This is a genomic window from Brevibacillus sp. AG162 (genome assembly GCF_006715575.1).
GTDB lineage: Bacteria > Bacillota > Bacilli > Brevibacillales > Brevibacillaceae > Brevibacillus > Brevibacillus brevis.
In genome coordinates this window covers 423798-441790 of sequence record NZ_VFNO01000001.1, presented here as the reverse complement: position 1 = coordinate 441790, position 17993 = coordinate 423798, and the positions used below count along the sequence as shown (strand labels likewise).

Annotated in this window: 21 protein-coding genes; 4 read left to right on the top strand and 17 right to left on the bottom strand. The window is 48.4% G+C overall.

Annotation, left to right across the window (positions count from 1 at the left end):
- Positions 1–20 precede the first annotated feature (20 nt).
- Complete coding sequence (locus tag FB479_RS02085; protein WP_142061969.1) at positions 21–506, top strand: GNAT family N-acetyltransferase; 486 nt, start codon at positions 21–23, stop codon at positions 504–506.
- On the opposite strand, the gene FB479_RS02080 is transcribed toward FB479_RS02085, so the two are convergent.
- The 8 genes from FB479_RS02080 to FB479_RS02045 form a co-directional block, all read right to left on the bottom strand.
- The gene (locus FB479_RS02080; protein WP_142062912.1) at positions 503–2002 is read right to left on the bottom strand and encodes a hypothetical protein; all 1500 of its coding nucleotides are present in this window, start codon (positions 2000–2002) and stop codon (positions 503–505) included. The two genes, FB479_RS02085 and FB479_RS02080, sit on opposite strands and share 4 nt — an antisense overlap.
- Before the next feature lie 159 nt (positions 2003–2161).
- Positions 2162–4216, bottom strand: coding sequence for an ATP-dependent DNA helicase RecG (gene recG, locus FB479_RS02075; RefSeq protein ID WP_142061966.1), 2055 nt, complete (start codon positions 4214–4216; stop codon positions 2162–2164).
- Position 4217: 1 nt separating this feature from the next.
- Positions 4218–5102, bottom strand: coding sequence for an L-serine ammonia-lyase, iron-sulfur-dependent, subunit alpha (gene sdaAA, locus FB479_RS02070; protein ID WP_106653334.1), 885 nt, complete (start codon positions 5100–5102; stop codon positions 4218–4220).
- A gap of 38 nt (positions 5103–5140) precedes the next feature.
- Positions 5141–5806 carry an L-serine ammonia-lyase, iron-sulfur-dependent subunit beta gene (sdaAB, locus tag FB479_RS02065; RefSeq protein ID WP_106653333.1) on the bottom strand — a complete coding sequence of 222 codons (666 nt, stop codon included), beginning with the start codon at positions 5804–5806 and terminating at the stop codon, positions 5141–5143.
- Between the two features lie 250 nt (positions 5807–6056).
- The gene (locus FB479_RS02060) at positions 6057–6548 is read right to left on the bottom strand and encodes a hypothetical protein (RefSeq protein ID WP_255438248.1); all 492 of its coding nucleotides are present in this window, start codon (positions 6546–6548) and stop codon (positions 6057–6059) included.
- A gap of 109 nt (positions 6549–6657) precedes the next feature.
- Positions 6658–7515 (bottom strand): DegV family protein, encoded by an 858-nt coding sequence (locus FB479_RS02055; protein ID WP_142061959.1) that lies wholly within the window; start codon positions 7513–7515, stop codon positions 6658–6660.
- A 47-nt stretch (positions 7516–7562) separates the two neighbouring features.
- Positions 7563–9269 carry a DAK2 domain-containing protein gene (locus tag FB479_RS02050; protein WP_142061956.1) on the bottom strand — a complete coding sequence of 569 codons (1707 nt, stop codon included), beginning with the start codon at positions 9267–9269 and terminating at the stop codon, positions 7563–7565.
- A 13-nt stretch (positions 9270–9282) separates the two neighbouring features.
- Positions 9283–9648, bottom strand: coding sequence for an Asp23/Gls24 family envelope stress response protein (locus tag FB479_RS02045; protein ID WP_007728362.1), 366 nt, complete (start codon positions 9646–9648; stop codon positions 9283–9285).
- A gap of 248 nt (positions 9649–9896) precedes the next feature.
- On the opposite strand from FB479_RS02045, the gene rpmB reads away from it, so the two are divergent.
- A complete protein-coding gene (gene rpmB, locus FB479_RS02040) occupies positions 9897–10085 on the top strand; it encodes a 50S ribosomal protein L28 (RefSeq protein ID WP_005831020.1) in 189 nt (62 codons plus the stop codon).
- A 98-nt stretch (positions 10086–10183) separates the two neighbouring features.
- Here rpmB and spoVM read toward each other — a convergent pair whose 3' ends face one another.
- The 6 genes from spoVM to FB479_RS02015 all read right to left on the bottom strand — a co-directional run bounded on the left by spoVM (position 10184) and on the right by FB479_RS02015 (position 13577).
- Positions 10184–10267, bottom strand: a complete 84-nt coding sequence (spoVM, locus tag FB479_RS02035) for a stage V sporulation protein SpoVM (protein WP_005831022.1) — start codon at positions 10265–10267, stop codon at positions 10184–10186.
- A 23-nt stretch (positions 10268–10290) separates the two neighbouring features.
- On the bottom strand, positions 10291–10464 hold the full coding sequence (locus FB479_RS30285) for a hypothetical protein (RefSeq protein ID WP_007728365.1): 174 nt from the start codon (positions 10462–10464) through the stop codon (positions 10291–10293).
- 190 nt (positions 10465–10654) lie between these two features.
- Complete coding sequence (gene thiT / locus FB479_RS02030) at positions 10655–11215, bottom strand: energy-coupled thiamine transporter ThiT (protein WP_106653329.1); 561 nt, start codon at positions 11213–11215, stop codon at positions 10655–10657.
- Positions 11216–11342: 127 nt separating this feature from the next.
- Positions 11343–12065 (bottom strand): amino acid ABC transporter ATP-binding protein, encoded by a 723-nt coding sequence (locus FB479_RS02025; protein WP_142061953.1) that lies wholly within the window; start codon positions 12063–12065, stop codon positions 11343–11345.
- Complete coding sequence (locus FB479_RS02020; RefSeq protein ID WP_106653327.1) at positions 12058–12717, bottom strand: amino acid ABC transporter permease; 660 nt, start codon at positions 12715–12717, stop codon at positions 12058–12060. Before FB479_RS02020 ends, FB479_RS02025 begins: the two co-directional genes overlap by 8 nt.
- Before the next feature lie 53 nt (positions 12718–12770).
- A complete protein-coding gene (locus FB479_RS02015) occupies positions 12771–13577 on the bottom strand; it encodes a transporter substrate-binding domain-containing protein (protein ID WP_106653326.1) in 807 nt (268 codons plus the stop codon).
- Between the two features lie 242 nt (positions 13578–13819).
- Between FB479_RS02015 and FB479_RS02010 the strand changes: the two genes are divergently transcribed.
- A complete protein-coding gene (locus tag FB479_RS02010; RefSeq protein WP_106653325.1) occupies positions 13820–14953 on the top strand; it encodes a M20 family metallopeptidase in 1134 nt (377 codons plus the stop codon).
- A gap of 129 nt (positions 14954–15082) precedes the next feature.
- On the top strand, positions 15083–15505 hold the full coding sequence (locus tag FB479_RS02005; RefSeq protein WP_142061950.1) for an RDD family protein: 423 nt from the start codon (positions 15083–15085) through the stop codon (positions 15503–15505).
- 82 nt (positions 15506–15587) lie between these two features.
- On the opposite strand, the gene FB479_RS02000 is transcribed toward FB479_RS02005, so the two are convergent.
- From FB479_RS02000 to rsgA, 3 genes are all read right to left on the bottom strand, one after another.
- Positions 15588–16052 carry a protease complex subunit PrcB family protein gene (locus FB479_RS02000; protein ID WP_106653323.1) on the bottom strand — a complete coding sequence of 155 codons (465 nt, stop codon included), beginning with the start codon at positions 16050–16052 and terminating at the stop codon, positions 15588–15590.
- Between the two features lie 388 nt (positions 16053–16440).
- Positions 16441–17091, bottom strand: a complete 651-nt coding sequence (gene rpe / locus FB479_RS01995; protein WP_106653322.1) for a ribulose-phosphate 3-epimerase — start codon at positions 17089–17091, stop codon at positions 16441–16443.
- Positions 17085–17975: a ribosome small subunit-dependent GTPase A gene (gene rsgA / locus FB479_RS01990; protein WP_106653321.1), complete on the bottom strand. Its 891-nt coding sequence runs from the start codon at positions 17973–17975 to the stop codon at positions 17085–17087. Before rsgA ends, rpe begins: the two co-directional genes overlap by 7 nt.
- Positions 17976–17993: the final 18 nt, after the last annotated feature.

Here is a 17993-nt window from a genome sequence, read left to right as displayed (position 1 = left end):
ACGGAAGAGGAGATACACGCATGACCATCCACTTGCGCCGCACTACACCGGCAGACATTCCCTTCGTTTTCGAAGTAGAAAATGCGCCAGAGAATACCCTGTTCATTATTCCGTGGAGCGAAGTTCGGCACCACAACGCTCTTGGCGACCCGGACATCCTCCATATGATTGCCGAAAAAAAAGAAACAGGCCACCCCGTCGGCTACGTCATCATCGCCGGGCTGACCAATCCTCATCAAAGTATTGAACTTATGCGTATTACGATCGCAGCGAAGGGGGAAGGCTACGGTCGCAACATCCTGCGTCAGATCAAGCATTGGGCATTCATCGAGCAAAAAGCCCATCGACTCTGGCTGGATGTAAAAGAAACGAACGACCGCGCCCGCAGCCTTTACCTATCGGAAGGGTTTCACATAGAGGGCACCTTGCGCGATTGCCTGAAATCGGGGGATACTTACGAATCCTTGATCATTTTATCGATGCTGGCAACGGAATATGACGCCTAGGGGGCAAATGCGTCCGGAGTCGTGACATACAGCCATTTTCCGTCGTTGCTAGCTCCCAAAATCGATACACTTGCTGGCAGTCCTTTCACCAGCACAGATTGTTGCTTGCGATCAGCATCGAACAGGAAGAGCGACGACAAAGACTCCGCTCCCTGCTCAGCTTTTTCCCAATCGATATAAACCAAATGGTGAGTGCCTGGAATCCATATCGCTTCTGGCTTCATTTCCATCAGTTTAACGTTGCCCTTAAACACCCCTGCATTCCAATACATTTGATAGGCGCCATCTGTCGACTGGATATAGCCAGACCACGCTTCTTTGGGAACCGGTGGATTCCAGCTGATCACCTTGCCTGACTGCCAATCGTAGCGTTGACGGAGCTCTTCAAAGCTTTCTTCCTCTGTTCTCATTTCAAACGTCGCGTAACGACCATCATCCATAAAACTGACAGGCTGGACTTGCCCATTCATCTCGTCTGTTGGAACCCATCCTTTGATGACACCTGGGAGGCGCCGTTCTTTCCCAGCCGCCAAATCGTACACGACCAGATCGAGATCCTTTTTCTGTTCGGTCTTGCCTACTGCCATCAATACATACTTGCGATCATGGCTAAAGCTGGCTCCGTGTACGTATCCATCTACCTTGACACGAGTGGCAAACTCGCTTTTCGGTACATCTGTCCCTTTCGGTGGATGAGCGAAAAAGAAGCCGCGACGATCTGCCATGAAGTCGCCTGCACCGCTATAATTGTCAGTCAGCTCGACTGGATACGCGGTCAGTTCTTTTGTCTGTGTGTCATAAATCGAATACAGCATGGGGAAACGGGCATCGCACTCACAATATTCTGTAAATCGCTCCAGCAGCACATACCGTTCCTCAGGGTCGATAAACTCCATGGGAGTCCTGACGGCAAAGTCCGTCATTTTTTCTTTCACCTTGCCATCGACTGAGACTCGCCAGATCTGAGACGGAGCAAACACCACCGCCGAGAACTCATTCGTATCGTCAAACACAGTTCCCTTTACCGTCTTCGCTCCTGCTACGTTTACAACATATTCCGTCCAGCTTCTATCTTTGGCAAGTGTATCAGGAAGGGTCGCCAGCAATTGCAGTTGACGGTCGTGCACCCAGTGAAATGTAAAAATCGGCTCCACGAAACCCAAGTCCTCATTTTTGGTCTCTTCCTGAGCATTTTTTCGGATAGCTACTTCGACTGTTCCTCGGTTCACAGCTTCCTTAAAAAAGAGGGTGTATGCCTGTGGTGCAGGTCCCACAACCGTTCTTCGAGGAGAGCGGAGCTGTGGAGCGTCGTTTAGCTGAATGACCACGTCTTCTTTCATCGCCGCGTAGTCGTAAGGCAGTTCCTTTTGCTTCCATTCCTTTGTCGTTTGGCTGGTCGTATGGGATGGGCCAGTCTGAGCAATCCGACTGTCCGTGGAAGTTGCTTGCGCGAAGTCGGATCCTGTCATGATAAGCAATGCGAACACAATGGACATACTCATTCCCCGAATTTTTCGCAAAGACAAAAAACTCGCCTCGCTTCCTAGAAAAATTTACCTTACAGAGGATAGACGTCGATAGCCTGCTTAAGGTTTCACCCCACAAAAGAAAAAACCTCCCCACACGCTTGAAGTGGGAAGGACTTCCTTTCTTTCTTAATCGAAGACGACGCCATCCAGCACGCCCTCATTCTTCAAATAGTCACGCAGCCAGTGATACTTTTCGTCGCGCCAGAAGGAGTCCTCTGCTACCAGCTTGACAGTCTCCTGTCTCGCTACCTCCAGCGCTTTGTAATCACTTAATAGATCAGCGACCTTAAACTCCGGCAAGCCGCTCTGCTTCGTGCCGAAAAAATCACCCGGTCCGCGCAATTCCAAATCGCGCTGCGACAGCTCGAATCCATCCGTTGTCTCGCACATGACACGCATCCGCTCTTTTCCGATCTCGGATTTCGGATCGGCGATCAGCACACAATACGACTGTTCAGAGCCACGTCCTACGCGCCCACGCAATTGGTGAAGCTGAGCAAGACCAAACCGCTCCGCATCATAAATGACCATATAGGTGGCATTCGGCACATTCACACCGACCTCTACGACCGTTGTACTGACCAGGACAGCGTGCTCTGCCGCAAGAAAGGCTTGCATGACTGCATCCTTTTCTTTCGCTGGCAGTCGCCCATGCATCAGGCCTACGCCAAATTCAGGGAAAATGTGTGTGAGCTGAGCATGTACATCAATCGCATTTTGCACATCGAGCTTTTCGGATTCCTCAATAAGCGGACAAATCACGTACGCCTGTCGACCTTTGCGCAGTTCATCCCGCATTTGCTCCAACACAGCCGGAAACTGATCATGCTTTTTCCATGTCGTCTCAATCGGTTTGCGCCCCGCAGGCATTTGATCAATCGTCGAGACGTCCATGTCGCCAAATGCCGTAATTGCCAGTGTTCTCGGAATTGGCGTTGCAGTCATAAACAAGACATCAGGTGACAAGCCTTTATTCCGTAAAATTCGCCGCTGCTCCACACCGAATCGGTGCTGCTCGTCCGTAATCACGAGACCAAGACGGGAGAAAAAGACATCCTCTTGAATGAGCGCATGGGTGCCGACTACGACATCGATTAACCCCATTTGCAGAGAGCCGATGACTTCGCGTCTACGTTTCGCGGTCAGTGAGCCAGATAAGAGCGCGACCTGAATGCCGTAATCGGACAAGAGCTTCGTCAACGACTGCACATGCTGCTCAGCGAGAATCTCCGTCGGAACCATCAGCGCTCCCTGATAACCTGCTTTCACGGCAGCAATCAGCGCGATCGCAGCTACGACGGTTTTTCCCGAGCCTACGTCCCCTTGGAGCAGCCGATTCATCGCATGAGGGGCACGCATGTCGTCCAATATTTCTTTTACCACTCGTTTCTGCGCATCTGTCAGCGGGAACGGTAACCCTTTGACAAATTCCCGTACCTCTTCCATCGGAATCGCCAAAGCAACACCTTCCGTTTGCTGCCGATTAATCTTGCGCAGTGTTTGCATTTTCAATTGGAATAAAAAAAGCTCCTCGAACATAATCCGTCGCCGCGCTTGACGGCCATCTTCCGCATTTTCCGGAAAATGAATCGAATGAAAGGCATGCACCCGCGGCATCAGTCGGTATCGCTCCACAATATCCGCAGGAAGGATCTCAGGAATCTCCTTGCCGTACTGACGCAACGCCTGTTGAATGGTTTTGCGCAGCAGTGTATGCGTCACATCGCCGCCAAGTGGATAGACAGGGGCGAGCTCGCCTCGTTTTGTCGCACGTTCGGAGTCTACTTCTGTCATCTCACTCACAGTGATCTGTAGCTTGTGCTTGTCCCATTTTCCTGTGACGAGTATTTCCTTGCCGGGCGACAGCCTGCTTTTGACAAACGTCTGATTGAACCAGACAGCCGTCACCACGACACGATCCATGACAACCTTGACCGACAGTCGTGATTTTCTTTTTCCATAAAAACGAACAGAGGGTTCGCCGTACACCGTACCTGCCAGCGTGACCCTCTCTCCGTCTTTTACTTCTGTCAAATCGCGCACACGGTAATCTTCATAGCGAGACGGGAAATACTCCAGCAAATCACCAATGCTGTTGATTCCCAGTCCTGCAAATGCCTTCGCCCGCTCTTCCCCTACCCCGTGCAAAAGGGAGACGGGCGATTGATATGCACCAGCCATCTTACTTCTCCATCCGTACGCCGAACACTTTGGCTTCGATCATGCGGCCCGTTTGCGTGGCAGCAAGACCACCCTGTGCGGTTTCCTTCAGCGCAGTCGGCATGGCACAGCCGATTCGGTACATGGCATCGATAACTTCATCTGTCGGGATTACGCTCTTGATGCCTGCCATTGCCATATCTGCGGCTACCGTCGCAATCGCTGCTCCCATCGCATTTCGTTTGACACAAGGTACTTCAACCAGTCCGGCTACGGGGTCACAGACCAGACCGAGCATATTTTTCAGCGCGATCGCCACTGCTTGGGCAGATTCCTCAGGCGTACCGCCAGCCATTTCTACAATCGCCGCAGCAGCCATGGCTGTTGCAGAGCCTACCTCTGCCTGGCAACCACCCGCAGCACCCGAAATGAATGCGTTATTGGCAATGCAATACCCGATAGCGCCTGCCGTGAACAAATAATTGACCATTTCCTCACGGGTCGGTTGCAGCTTGTCGGATACGGCAAACAGCGTCCCTGGTACAATGCCGCATGCTCCTGCTGTAGGCGTTGCGACAATCGTACCCATTGCTGCGTTTACTTCGTTAACCGCCACAGACATCGAGACGGCATTCAAAAGTGTGGGACCGGACAAAAACGTCTTGGTCTCCATATATGTTTGCAGCTTCTTCGCATCGCCGCCCGTCAACCCGCTATGCGAGCGAATATCTTCGGTAAGCCCGCGACGCACTGCTTTTTCCATCACATCGAGGTTGGCGTACATATCTTGCATAATGGCATCCCGACTGCGCTGGGAAACTTCCATTTCTGCTTCAATCATCACCTCGGAGATCTTCTTCCCCTGGGATTCGGCCAACTCTACTAGTTCAGCCACATTACGAAACATCTGGTTGTTCACTCCTCTAATCCTGCTCGTCCTTTTGCTTAGTTCAATGCGAGCAGGGATACGTCAAAGATATGGGGGATTTGACGAATTTCCTCCAGGACTTCCGGCGAGATCGTCGAATCCGTTTCGATTGCCATCAAAGCACGGGAACCGCGTGTGTGACGAGACACTTCCATGAGCCCCACATTAATACTGTGCTGGGTCAGTACTTTTGCCACAGCCGCAATCATCCCAAAGCGATCCTCATGCAAGACCAAGAGCGTCGGTGTATCGAAGCCCAACTGAAAGGAAAACCCGTTCAATTCCAACACTTCGATCTTCCCGCCACCAATAGAAACACCGACGAGTTCAATTTGATGCTCATCATCGGACAGCTTGATCCGCGCAGTGTTCGGGTGTTCTGTCAAAACCTCAGAAGTGGTCAACTCCACTTCCATGCCGGCTTTTTCTGCAATCACCAGCGAATTTTTCAGACGCAAATCCGACGTGTCAAAGTCAAGAATTCCTGCCACTGTCGCCACATCAGAACCATGTCCTTGATACGTTTTTGCAAATGAGCCGTAAAAAACAATTTCTGCTCGCGAAGGCATTCTGCCAAACAGCTTGCGAGCCACACGACCGATACGAGCTGCACCAGCCGTATGGGAGCTAGATGGCCCAACCATAATTGGACCGATAATATCAAATACGCTTTTGTACTTCAACCGGTTCTCCTCCCGAATCACAAGGGGTTCAACAAGATTCACTCTCATTGTATCCTACAGCCTTTGAAAGCGCTACAGAGGAAACTGTACGTAAAGCAATCATAACCGATTTACGCAGACAACATGCGGTCAAATCAAGATAAATGAAAAAACTCCCTCTAAAAAGATGGTGTTCGTCAGGGATCGTCGAGCAGGTATCTTTTGGGTCCCACAACCAACATGTAATCGTGCAAACTTCATGAATTTCATTTTATTTCTTTGGAAGTGAAATTAGGAATACCTTGACGGGATCTAGTTCTCGGTTGAAATCTGCTTGAACATCATTTCCTTCGTTTGCTGTTTCTACTATTGGAATTCCATCATGATAAGGAAAGTGAATAAACTCGTTAATGATTGGTTCAAGCTCATCAAGGATTTCAATCTTTCCGCTAAAAGGGAGTCTTTCATGAATCTGAGATATAAGATTAAATCTTAGTTGCGAAGCCTGCCAATCGAACCAAACATATAACTGCATTCCATGATCACTATTTGATTTTAAAATTTGCTGTTGTCTATTCTCTATCACTTTATGGAAAAAGTTCATGAAATCAGAAACTGTGAACTGACTAGCTAACTGCATACTTAAAGAAATAGACCACCTATTAGCAGAAATTTCTTTGTTCAAATCATCTTTATGACCGCCAATAAATAGAGAATCATACACAATATCCTCCAACTCAATAAGGAAATCATCCTTATTCACCAAAACCTCCCCCTTATTTTTTATGACTTTTAAATAGTTTTAACAGTACCTCTCTATAAAAAAGAAGCCCCCTACCCTCAGGGAAGCTCCTCTCCAAACTATATAAGCTTTACTTATCTTTTACCATGACGATCCCAAGTAGCCCTGGACCTGTATGCGTTCCGATCACGGGACCAATCTGTTCCAACCAAGAATCCGTTACCGTAAACTCTTGCTTGAGTCGCTCCAAGAGCTCAGCCGCTTGATCTGGAACACTGCTGTGCAGCATGGCGACTTTCACAGGCTCGCCTTGCGCGTATTCCTGCAAAGCTTCAAATACACGATTCAGAGCTTTCTTTGTCCCTCTTACCTTGTCAAAAGCAGACACGTACCCGGCGGCATCCAGTGTCAAAATCGGCTTGATGTTCAAGAGCGAGCCGATGACGGCAGATGCTTTGCCAATTCGACCGCCTTTTTGCAGGAACTCCAGTGTATCCACAATAAAGTATACCTGCACCTCATCCAAATAACGATCAATCTGATCCAGAATCTGCTCCTTGTTCTTGCCTGCTTGTGCGGCTTTGGCAGCCTCCACGCAGATCATTCCATGAACAAACGAAGCTTTGCGAGAATCGATCACCGTAATGTCGATATTTTCATCCAACATCGACTTGGCGATCATCGCTGATTGATACGTACCTGACAAGGAACCGGACAAGAGGATGGCAATGATTTGCACGTCCTTGCCATATTTCTCATAGATCGCTTTGTACGCTTCGGCAAATTCAAGCGGAGAAGGCTGCGAGGTCGTCGGCATCACACTCGATTCCTTCAGCTTATCGAAAAACTCCGAAGACGAGATAGTGACTGCGTCCACATACGTTTCCGCCCCAAACATGATTTTCAACGGGACGGCCACGATCCCCAATGACTGCCTCTCAGACGCATCGATATCAGACGCGCTGTCGGTAAGAATCACAATTGGCATTCTCGATCGCTCCTCTCCCTATTCGTTCTTGTTCAATAAGATGGCGTTTACTCGACGGAAAAAATGAATGGATACAACGGCTGACCGCCTGCCTGAATCTCTACTTCCACATCCGGGTAGGCATCGGCCAAAGCTTTTTCTAAAGCATGAGCCTGATCTTCTGTCGCATCTTCTCCCAAGAATATCGTAATGATTTCGGAGTCTTCATCCACCATTCCCAAGAGCAGCGTTGTTGCGCATGCTAGCAAGTCGGGGCCAGCTGTGACGATTTCTTTCTCAGCCATGCCGATAAAATCGCCTTCTTTGATTTCTACCTCACCCATTTGCGTGTCTCGAACCGCATGCGTCACCATACCCGTTTTCACTTGGGCAATCGCCTTGGTCATTGCTTGCACGTTCGTTTCCGGCTGGACATCTGCGCGGAAGCTGACCAGTGCTGCCAATCCCTGCGGAATGCTCTTCGTCGGTACGACAGAAACAGGAACTTCAGCGAGCTCAGATGCCTGCTGTGCTGCCATGATGATGTTGCTGTTGTTTGGCAGGATGATGATGTGCTGGGCATTCAGACCTGCGATGGCCTTCATAAAGTCCTCTGTGCTCGGGTTCATCGTTTGGCCGCCCTCTACTACCACATGCACACCCATGCTGCGCAGAATTGTAGCGATTCCCCCACCAGCAGCTACCGCGATCAATCCGTATGGAACCAGCTCTTTGGCAGGTTGAGCAGTTGATTCTGGCTTCGCCTGTCCTTTGCTCTCTTCCGCTTTGAGAATGTTCGCATGCTGCTCGCGCATGTTTTCTATCTTCAGTCGATGCAGGCTGCCGAATTGCTGAGCGTATTGCAGTACGCTTCCCGGATGCTCTGCATGAATATGTACCTTGACGACTTCATCATCAGAGACGACAAGCAATGAGTCTCCCATCGTATCCAGATGGTTTCGGAACATCGCTTCTGAGAACGGCTTTTTGTTCGGCTCAGTGCTATGTGCGACATGAACCATAAACTCCGTGCAGTACCCGTACGTGATGTCTTCTGTTTTCATGTGAATTTGTGCATGATGCTGCTCGGAAATGAGCTTGTCCAGCTCTTCTTGGCCGATTTTGGGTACCGAACGCTCACGATCTGCGGATAGCTCTTCCCCGCGCAATGCTCGCAAAAACCCTTCATAAATAAACAAGAGACCTTGTCCACCTGAGTCGACTACGCCCACTTCTTTTAGAACAGGCAGCATTTCCGGCGTACGCAACAGCGTAGCTTGCGCCTGCTCGTATGTTTTTTCCATGACAGAGATAATATCATCTGACGTACGCGCTGCACGCACAGCCATCTCCGCCGCTTCACGGGCAACAGTCAAAATCGTGCCTTCTACCGGCTTCATCACTGCCTGATACGCAGAGTCAACTCCAGCTTTCAAGGCATCGGCAAACTGACGGGCGTTAACCTCGTCTTTTCCATTGACTGATTTGCTGAAGCCGCGGAATAACTGGGACAAAATCACGCCGGAGTTACCGCGCGCGCCCATTAACAGACCTTTTGCCAAAGCAGCTGCCGATTCAGTGATTCGGGGGGATTCTTTTCGAGTCAACTCCTCCACACCGGAAGAGAAAGTCAAATTCATGTTTGTCCCCGTATCGCCATCCGGCACAGGAAAGACGTTTAATCCATCCACTACTCTGACGTTGTCGGATAAAAGGTTCGCCCCCAGGTAAACCATCCGGCTAAACAGCACGCCATCTAGACGCGTATGTACCAACTGATGTTCCTCCTTACATATCCCTGTCTGTACGAACTCCCTGCACAAAAATATTAACAGCAGTCACATCAATGCCTACTGTTTGCTCCAAGGTATAGCGAACACGTCGTTGAACGTTGCCTGCCACCTCGGAAATTTTCACGCCATAGCTGACGATAATGTGCATGTCCAATACTACTTCGCCATTTGTGTTATGAACGACGACACCTTTGCTCAGGTTATCTCTTCCTAACAACTCAGCGATTCCATCTTTCAATGCTTTGCGAGAAGCCATGCCCACAAGTCCAAAAACTTCCATGGCCGCTCCTCCAGCAATCCGTGCGATCACGTCTTCTGTAACATCGATCTTTCCTAGCGATGTATTCATTTCCACTGTCATGCAAGGACTCCTCCTCTGTTAAACAGCTTGACCGTCATAGGTAAGCGTAACCATGCTTCCTTACAATTCTACACTAACACAAAAGAGAAATGAAGCGTTTTGTCGATCCTATCAACCCTACGAGAAAGACTGGGTAAATCATCTTGTCAAGTATTGCAATTGACAGCAATGTTGTGCTAATATAGTCAAGTATTTGTATTTCCCACAAAGGAAATCCCGTTTAGATGTAACAAGGGAGGTGGATCGTAATGGCACGTCGTTGCTTTGTAACAGGTAAATCTGCTAAAGCTGGAAACGCTCGCTCCCACTCCATGCGCGCAACTCGCCGCACCTGGGGTGTCAACGTACAAAAAGTGCGCATTCTCGTAAATGGAAAACCGAAGCGCGTTTATGTAAGTACTCGAGCACTGAAATCCGGTCTCGTAACTCGCGTATAGTTGCTCTCAACTATGCGAAAAAAAGCACCCTCGAGGTGCTTTTTTACATTTCTCCCGTTTCTCCACTCTTCTCCTAAAGGAGGCTCGAGGCCGAAGCGTCACTTTTTCTTGTTGAACGCCTCGATAATGCCCCGAATCATGCCACCCAGGAACTTCGGCAACTTGATGGTGTAAAACCGCATGCTACCCCTCCTCACCGAAATTACTACACACGATACAAATACACGCCGGCCCCTATGAGTGCTAATGCCAATAGGCTATACCAAACCCACGGAGGTGCCCAATACAGGAAAATGGTGATTCCCCCGACAGCCAACGCAACCCCGAGAACACGTCGCAAGGCGCCCCCCTGTCGCAGGCGATAGGAGCGCAATCCCATTTCGCGTAAGCACCTCCTTTAGGTGTTCTCAAAAACGTGCATATTACATCATATTCTGCTGTCGGATAAACATGTATCCTGCCACATGAAAAAAGTATGTGTCTGAGAAGTAAAAAATCAGGCAACGGAACTCGCTGCCTGATTACATTATGTGGATAGTTTGTACATGATACCGATTTTTTCCTATTTCTTACGCAACTCGATCGCGTGCGGGGAACAACAGCTGTGATGCGCTGCTAAGCACAACGGTCAAGACGACTCCCGCGATAATCATTTCTGGCAACAGATACGTGATGTTATAAATGAGGGAATATTGCCAGACTGGTACACCTTCTGGCGCGTAGCTGCCAAACCAAATAATACCCGATAGAAAATGGCAGACAAATCGACCAATCACGCCGATGAACAAGCCGCTCCACAATACCATGATTCGCTGCTTCGTTCCTTCGTAGCCAGACAGGCGAACGAGACCAGCCAAACCCAGCACCCCAAATGCAAGCGGATAATCGAGTAGCAGCTGTACCGGGTGGACAACCGTACTGCCCAGCAACAATTGCAGAAAGCCGACAACAAGACCTGTAATAACACCTGCGGCGAGTCCGCGGCGAACTGCAATCAGCGCGATCGGAACCATCACCAGGGACACAGAGCCGCCCTGCGGCATATCGAAAACCTTGATTTGACTAAATACAATTGCAAGAGCCGCCATCATCGCCATTTCCAACAAAATGACCAACCGTTGACGATCCAAAATAGTCACTCCTCAAAATAGAATAAATAAAAATTTTTTACACTGATAATGTTTCTGATTCTAGCCCAAGTCTATGCTCGTGTCAAAGAAAAAAGCCGCTGCCTCATCGGCACTGCGGCTAGTTTTATTACCGAACCTTCTCCAAGAACTGCTGGGCACGTTCACTTCGTGGCTTTTGGAAAAACTCTTCTGGTGGCGTATCTTCCAAGAGACGACCATCATCGAGGAACAAAATACGGTCTGACACCTCTTCGGCAAAGCGCATTTCATGCGTGACGATTGCCATGGTCATTCCGCTATCAGCCAGCCCCTTCATAACCTCCAAAACCTCCTTGACCATTTCTGGGTCGAGGGCAGAGGTCGGCTCGTCAAACAGCATGATTTGTGGCTCCATCACAAGCGAGCGGGCAATAGCTACACGCTGCTTCTGACCGCCTGACAAGCGCGATGGAAAAACATCCGCTTTGTCTGCCAGGCCTACACGGGCCAATAGCTCGCGAGCCTTCTGTTCTGCTTCGGCTGCAGACATGCCTTTTACTTTCATCGGAGCATAGGTCAAGTTTTTCAATACCGTCATATGCGGAAACAGGTGAAAATGCTGGAAAACCATCCCGATTTGCTGACGAATGCCCATCACGTCAGCCTTTGGAGCCGTGATTTCCTGTCCGTTGATCGTAATCGCACCCGTCGTTGGTGTCTCCATCAGGTTGATGCAACGCAATAGCGTTGACTTCCCCGATCCAGATGGACCGATGATGGCGACAACCTCCCCTTTACCGATGTTCGTCGTGATGCCCTTCAACACATTCAGTTGTCCAAATGACTTCGTTATGTTATCGATCTTAATCACTGAGTCTCATCCTCCGTTCCAATACGCGAGCTACCCAAGTCAGGATCATAACCATGACATAGTATAGGATACCGGCGATCATGTATGGCTCAAAATAGCGGAAGATGGTGCCTTTGACCACATTCGCGTTCTGCATGATGTCTGCAAGACCAATCGTGGAAACGAGTGCGGATTCCTTCAAGAGTGCAATTGTTTCATTGACAAGAGCAGGCAAGATATTTTTGACAGCCTGCGGCAAAATAATGTCAAGCATCATCCGATGATAAGGTACACCAAGCGCTTTGGCCGCTTCCCACTGCCCTTTATCGACCGCCAAAATTCCACCGCGAATCGTCTCGGAAATGTATGCTCCTGAGTTTAGTGTAAACGTCAGTACAGCTGCTTCCAGTTGCGAAATGTTGTAGCCAGTAAGCTGTGGCGTTGCAAAATATACAAAGGTCAGCTGCAAAATCAAAGGTGTCCCGCGGAAAACAGAGGTATAGGCAACCGCGAGCCAGTTCAGCAATTTTACATTCGAAATTTTAATGAGTGCGAGGATGGAGCCCCAGACAAAGCCCAAAACAACAGAAATCAACGTAACGAGAAGCGTGCCCTTAATCCCTTCCAAAATGAAAGGAATATAGGGCACGATTTGTGCAAAATCCAAATTCATGCCCGTTCTCCCCTCTTGCTGCTAATACAGGTAGTCTTTGTTGAATGAAGAGATTATTGACCGAACCATTTTTGGATCAGCTTGTCCATTTCTCCATTGTCTTGCATCTTTTTAATCACTTCATTAAACTTCTCTACGTGCGGAGATCCCTTAGGGAACGCAACAGCAGAGCCATTCTTTTCATTTTCTTCCATTGTGGTGAATTGCAGAGAGTCATTGTTTGCCACAAAGCCCTTCGCTACTGTGTCCTCGATAATAGCAGCATCTACACGGCCCGCTTTTACTTCTTCGACAATCTCAGGCAGCTTGTTCAGCGAAGTGATCTGCAAGCCGGAAACAGTCTTTGCAAGCTCCTTTGCTGCCCCTTCCTGAATAGAACCGAGCTGTACCGCCACTTTTTTTCCAGCCAATTGCTCAGGCTTGGTCAGATTGCTGTCTTTCTTTGCTACGATCGTATTTTTCGCATCGTAGTAGATGGTGGAGAAGTCAGCGTTCTTCTCGCGCTCAGGTGTTGCTGTCATGCCAGCCATAACGAAGTCCGCGCGATTCGTTTGCAGTGCCGGAATAAGCCCGTCAAAGTTCATGTCATTAATTTGCAGTTCGTAGCCGAGCTCTTTTGCAATGTATTTCGCGATATCAATATCAAAGCCGACGATTTCATCCTTACCGCTGCTCAGGTCGTGATATTCATACGGCTTATAGTCAGCAGAAGTAGCCATTACCAGTGTTTTCTTGTCGCCAGCAGAAGCCGCAGGCGCTTGTCCTGTTGCGGTTTGATTGCCTGTACCGCATCCGGCGATTACGACTGCCGCAAGCATGGAAGTAAGTGCAAGTGAAATGAATGATTTTTGTTTTTTCATGATGAACCCCCGTTGTTATGATTTCCTGCATAAAGCAGTCTATTTGAAGCATTAATTTGCATAAAAACTTATATTTATGCATCACAATGATTATTTTACTCATAATCTGAACAATTTCAATCATTTTTTACTCACATTTTAAATGCGGAATATACAGAATTTTATGTGCAAATCTTTATTTTTGTGGCAGAAAAGCAAACAAGGCTTTATAGTGCTAGTAAAAGGAATCACAGGAGGCTGACATGGAGAAAAATTGGACGTCCTATTTTCGGCAGCAGCTCCCAGAAATTATCGAGGAACTGCGTACTTATGTAGAGATGGAAACACCCACCCATAACAAGCAAGCTGTCGATCAATTGGGCAGCCTGATTGCAGAACGTTTTCGCCAATTGGGGTGTCGGGTGGAGAGCCTGCCACAAGAGCAATACGGAAATCAGCTGCGAATGGAGTACGGAGATGGCGACGAACAAATCCTCATTCTCGGTCACTTCGATACCGTAAAAGAGATTGGAACACTAGCCGTTGAGCCTTGTCGCGAGGAAAATGGCCGACTCTACGGGCCTGGTACATACGACATGAAAGCTGGGATCGTTTTTAGCTATTTCGCCCTGCGCGCCATGATGGAACACAAGCTTTCGCCCAAAAATAAGCTTGTCTTTTTTTGGAACACCGACGAAGAGATTGGCAGTGTTTCCTCCGAAATGCTCATTAGAGAGGAAGCAAAAAGAAGTAAATATGCATTGGTACTGGAGCCTGCCGCTGGAGATGGCTCTTTGAAAACAAGCCGCAAAGGCGGCGGAGACTTCATTTTAAAAGTAACAGGCCGTGCTGCACATGCAGGCAATGATCACGCCAAAGGAATCAATGCGATCGCTGAGCTGGCTCACCACGTCCTCGATATTCAATCGTTTACGAATTATGAGGCGGGCACAACCTTGTCTGTCGGTACCATTACAGGCGGAAGTGCATCGAACGTCGTACCTGACTTTGCCATGACAGAAATTGATGTGCGTATCCAAAGCCGCGAGGAAAGCGAACGTATCACCCGATTGATGAGTCAGCTGACCCCTGTTCATCCAGAAGCCAAGCTGATCGTAGAAGGTGGAATCACCAAGCCTCCTATGGAACGAACAGCTGGTACCGAGCAACTGTTCTTGCATGCACAGGAACAAGCGCGTCTGGAAGGTTTTGAATTGACGGAGCAAGGTGTCGGTGGAACAAGCGATGGAAACTTCGCCGCTGATGCAGGAACACCAACACTTGACGGTTTGGGACCGGTTGGTGATGGAGCCCACGCTTCCCACGAGCATATCGTCATTGACGCCATTCCTGGCAGGATTGCCGTGATGCTGCGGATGTTTTTAACCTTGTCATAATAAATTTACAGGTGTATAATTTTATGGAAATTTAAGGCTCCGTCTACTTAACGACGGAGCCTTATCTGCACTATTTTCGAATGGGCAGTCATATATAATTCCTATTCGAATAACAAGGAGAGGGAAAACATGGAATCAATCGCCACATTGCCAAGCAATCCCGTAGGATTTTGGCGTCGGCTCGGTGCCGGTCTGCTAGATGCACTCATTATCGGACTACCGCTACTACTGATCACCTATATCATTACAGGCAGCACAGAAGACAATCTTGTTACCAATATCATCTCCTCGCTGTACAGCCTCCTCGTGCCTGTATTTTGGCATGGCTATACGGTGGGCAAACGAATTGCCGGTATTCGCATCGCTCGAGTCGATGGAGAGCCTTTAGGAATCGGAACCATGCTGTTACGCAACCTCGTAGGAGGAATCGTGTATGTCATTACACTTGGTCTTGGTGTAATCATCAGCGCCATCATGGTCATTGTTCGTCAGGATAAACGCTCGATCCATGATCTGATCGCGGGTACGTATGTAACATCGAATCATCCTTAATTTACCAAAATAGCCTGTCTCGACTAAAAAAAGTCCGGATGAATTATATCCGGACTTTTTTCATTTCTATCCATTAAGCAGTTTATCGGAACAACACTTTATCTGTTTTTGCATCCATAAACACCATGGTTGTGTACGGTGGTAGGCTTGCACGCACAATGATATAAGGTGTGTGCACCGCTGGCATTGTAATATCTTCTGGAGCAGGATTTGTCAGCTCTACATAAACCGTGACCATTTCCCATCCTTGCTGAGTTCCAACAACCTTCAAACTATAGCCAGAGGTAGGCATTTCACCACGGGAGACTACATACAGGTCGCCTTGGCGATGTACACCCTTCTTCGCTTTTACTTTTCCTACGAATGCTCGTTCAGCCGCTGACAATGTACCTTCTTTTTCGATAGATAATTTTTTCGTTTGCACGTCTACTTGAGAACTCGAGATCGGCTCCGAATGTTTTTGTTCAGCGTGCACGGCAGTTTGTGAAAATGGCAGAATGGAGAGAATGGTGAGAACCGCTACACTGTTTTTCCATAACGATTTCATACATGATCAACTCCTGATTTTTTTAGAGGGCGACAACATTTCTTGATACTGGCCAGTATCTCTCAGATAGGAAATATTTACCACTATCTGGATAATTTGATTTAATCATTATATTTATTAAAAAGCAATATTTTCCAAAATGTTTTATTTTTGTTAATTAACCCTTACCACATATCGCCAGTAATCCTTGTTGGAGTAAGATTAATTCGATTTTATTCTATTTGTAGTATGAACTATAATTATACTTTTATTTTTATTATTAATTGATTTATCACATAATTAGTTATAATATTCAGATGATTACGAACGAACTATCAACAGAGGAAAGCACAAAAAAGCTGACGCCGATTGCATATCGTCGTCAGCTTACAGCAGCTAAGTGTTATTCCTACTGTCCACGAATCGCAGCGATTGCCTGACCGCGATCTGCTTGATTGAATACTGCGCTTCCCGCAACGAGGACAGTCGCTCCTGCTTCCTCGCACAAACGTGCTGTTTGTGCATTGACACCGCCATCGATTTCGATCTCCACATGCCCCAAGCCACGCTCGTTCAGCATTTGACGCAACTGGGCAACCTTTGGTACAACGCTGTGAATAAATTTTTGTCCACCAAAACCAGGGTTCACTGTCATGAGGAGAACCATATCCAAATCGGCAAGGACTGGCTCGATCGTGGAAATCGGTGTGGCCGGGTTCAATACCACTCCCGCTTTCACGCCTTGCTCCTTGATCAAGTGCAGCGTGCGATGCAGATGACGGCATGCTTCCTGATGAACAGTAATCCAGTCTGCCCCACTTTTCGCGAATTGCGGAATGTAACGATCTGGTTCCTCGATCATCAAGTGTACATCGAGCGGCAGCTTGGTCACTGGGCGAATCGCTTCCACAATCAGAGGGCCGATCGTAATGTTTGGAACGAAGTGTCCATCCATTACATCCACGTGAATCCAGTCTGCTCCTCCCTTCTCGACATCGAGAATTTCTTCACCCAGACGGGCAAAATCAGCAGATAGGATAGAAGGTGCGATTTTTACCATGGTTTGTTCCTCCGTTGGTATTCTTTTAGCTCTTCGCGGAATTGTTTGTAGTGTTCATAGCGCTGTTCACTGATCTCACCGGCTTCCAGTGCGGCCTGCACAGCACAGGCTGGCTCACTAACGTGAAGACAGCCACGGAACTTGCATTCCGAGCTGCGGTCGGCAAAGTCCCGGAAGGCTTCCGCCAGATCAAGCTCGGAGAAATCGATAAACTCCAGTGAACTGAAGCCCGGTGTGTCTGCCACATATCCGCCGCCCTCAAGCGGAATCAGCTCCACGTGACGCGTTGTATGCTTTCCGCGTCCGAGCTTTTGGCTGACATCTCCTGTCTGCAGGCTGACACCCGGAAACAGCATATTGATCAGGGAGGATTTGCCTACACCTGACTGACCTGCAAAAACCGAAATACGGTCCCGTAAAATCTCACGCACGTCCTCCACACCACGTTCATCCTTTGTTGAGGTGGGAATCACGCGGTACCCGATCGCTTCATACGTCTCCACGATTTCGGTTACCTCTTCTTCCGACACTTGATCGGCTTTCGATAGGACAATCACGGAATCAATCCCTGCATGCTCCGTGTGCGTCAGGAACTTGTCCAACAGTAACGGACTAAACATCGGCTTGTACATCGAAAAGACGAGTACCGCCTGATCCACATTGGAAATGGGCGGACGAACCAACTCATTCGTCCGTTCGCCCACCTCCATGATATAGCCTTCTTCCTCATTGATCGCATCGTAGACGACCCAATCCCCAACCAGTGGATTTACTTTTGCATCTTTTTTCTTAAAGAGCCCTCGTGCACGGCAACTGTAGATTCGCCCTTCGTCGGCTACATAATAGAAACCGCTGAGCGCTTTCACAATCCGTCCTTCTGGCATTCATGTCCCTCCACTACA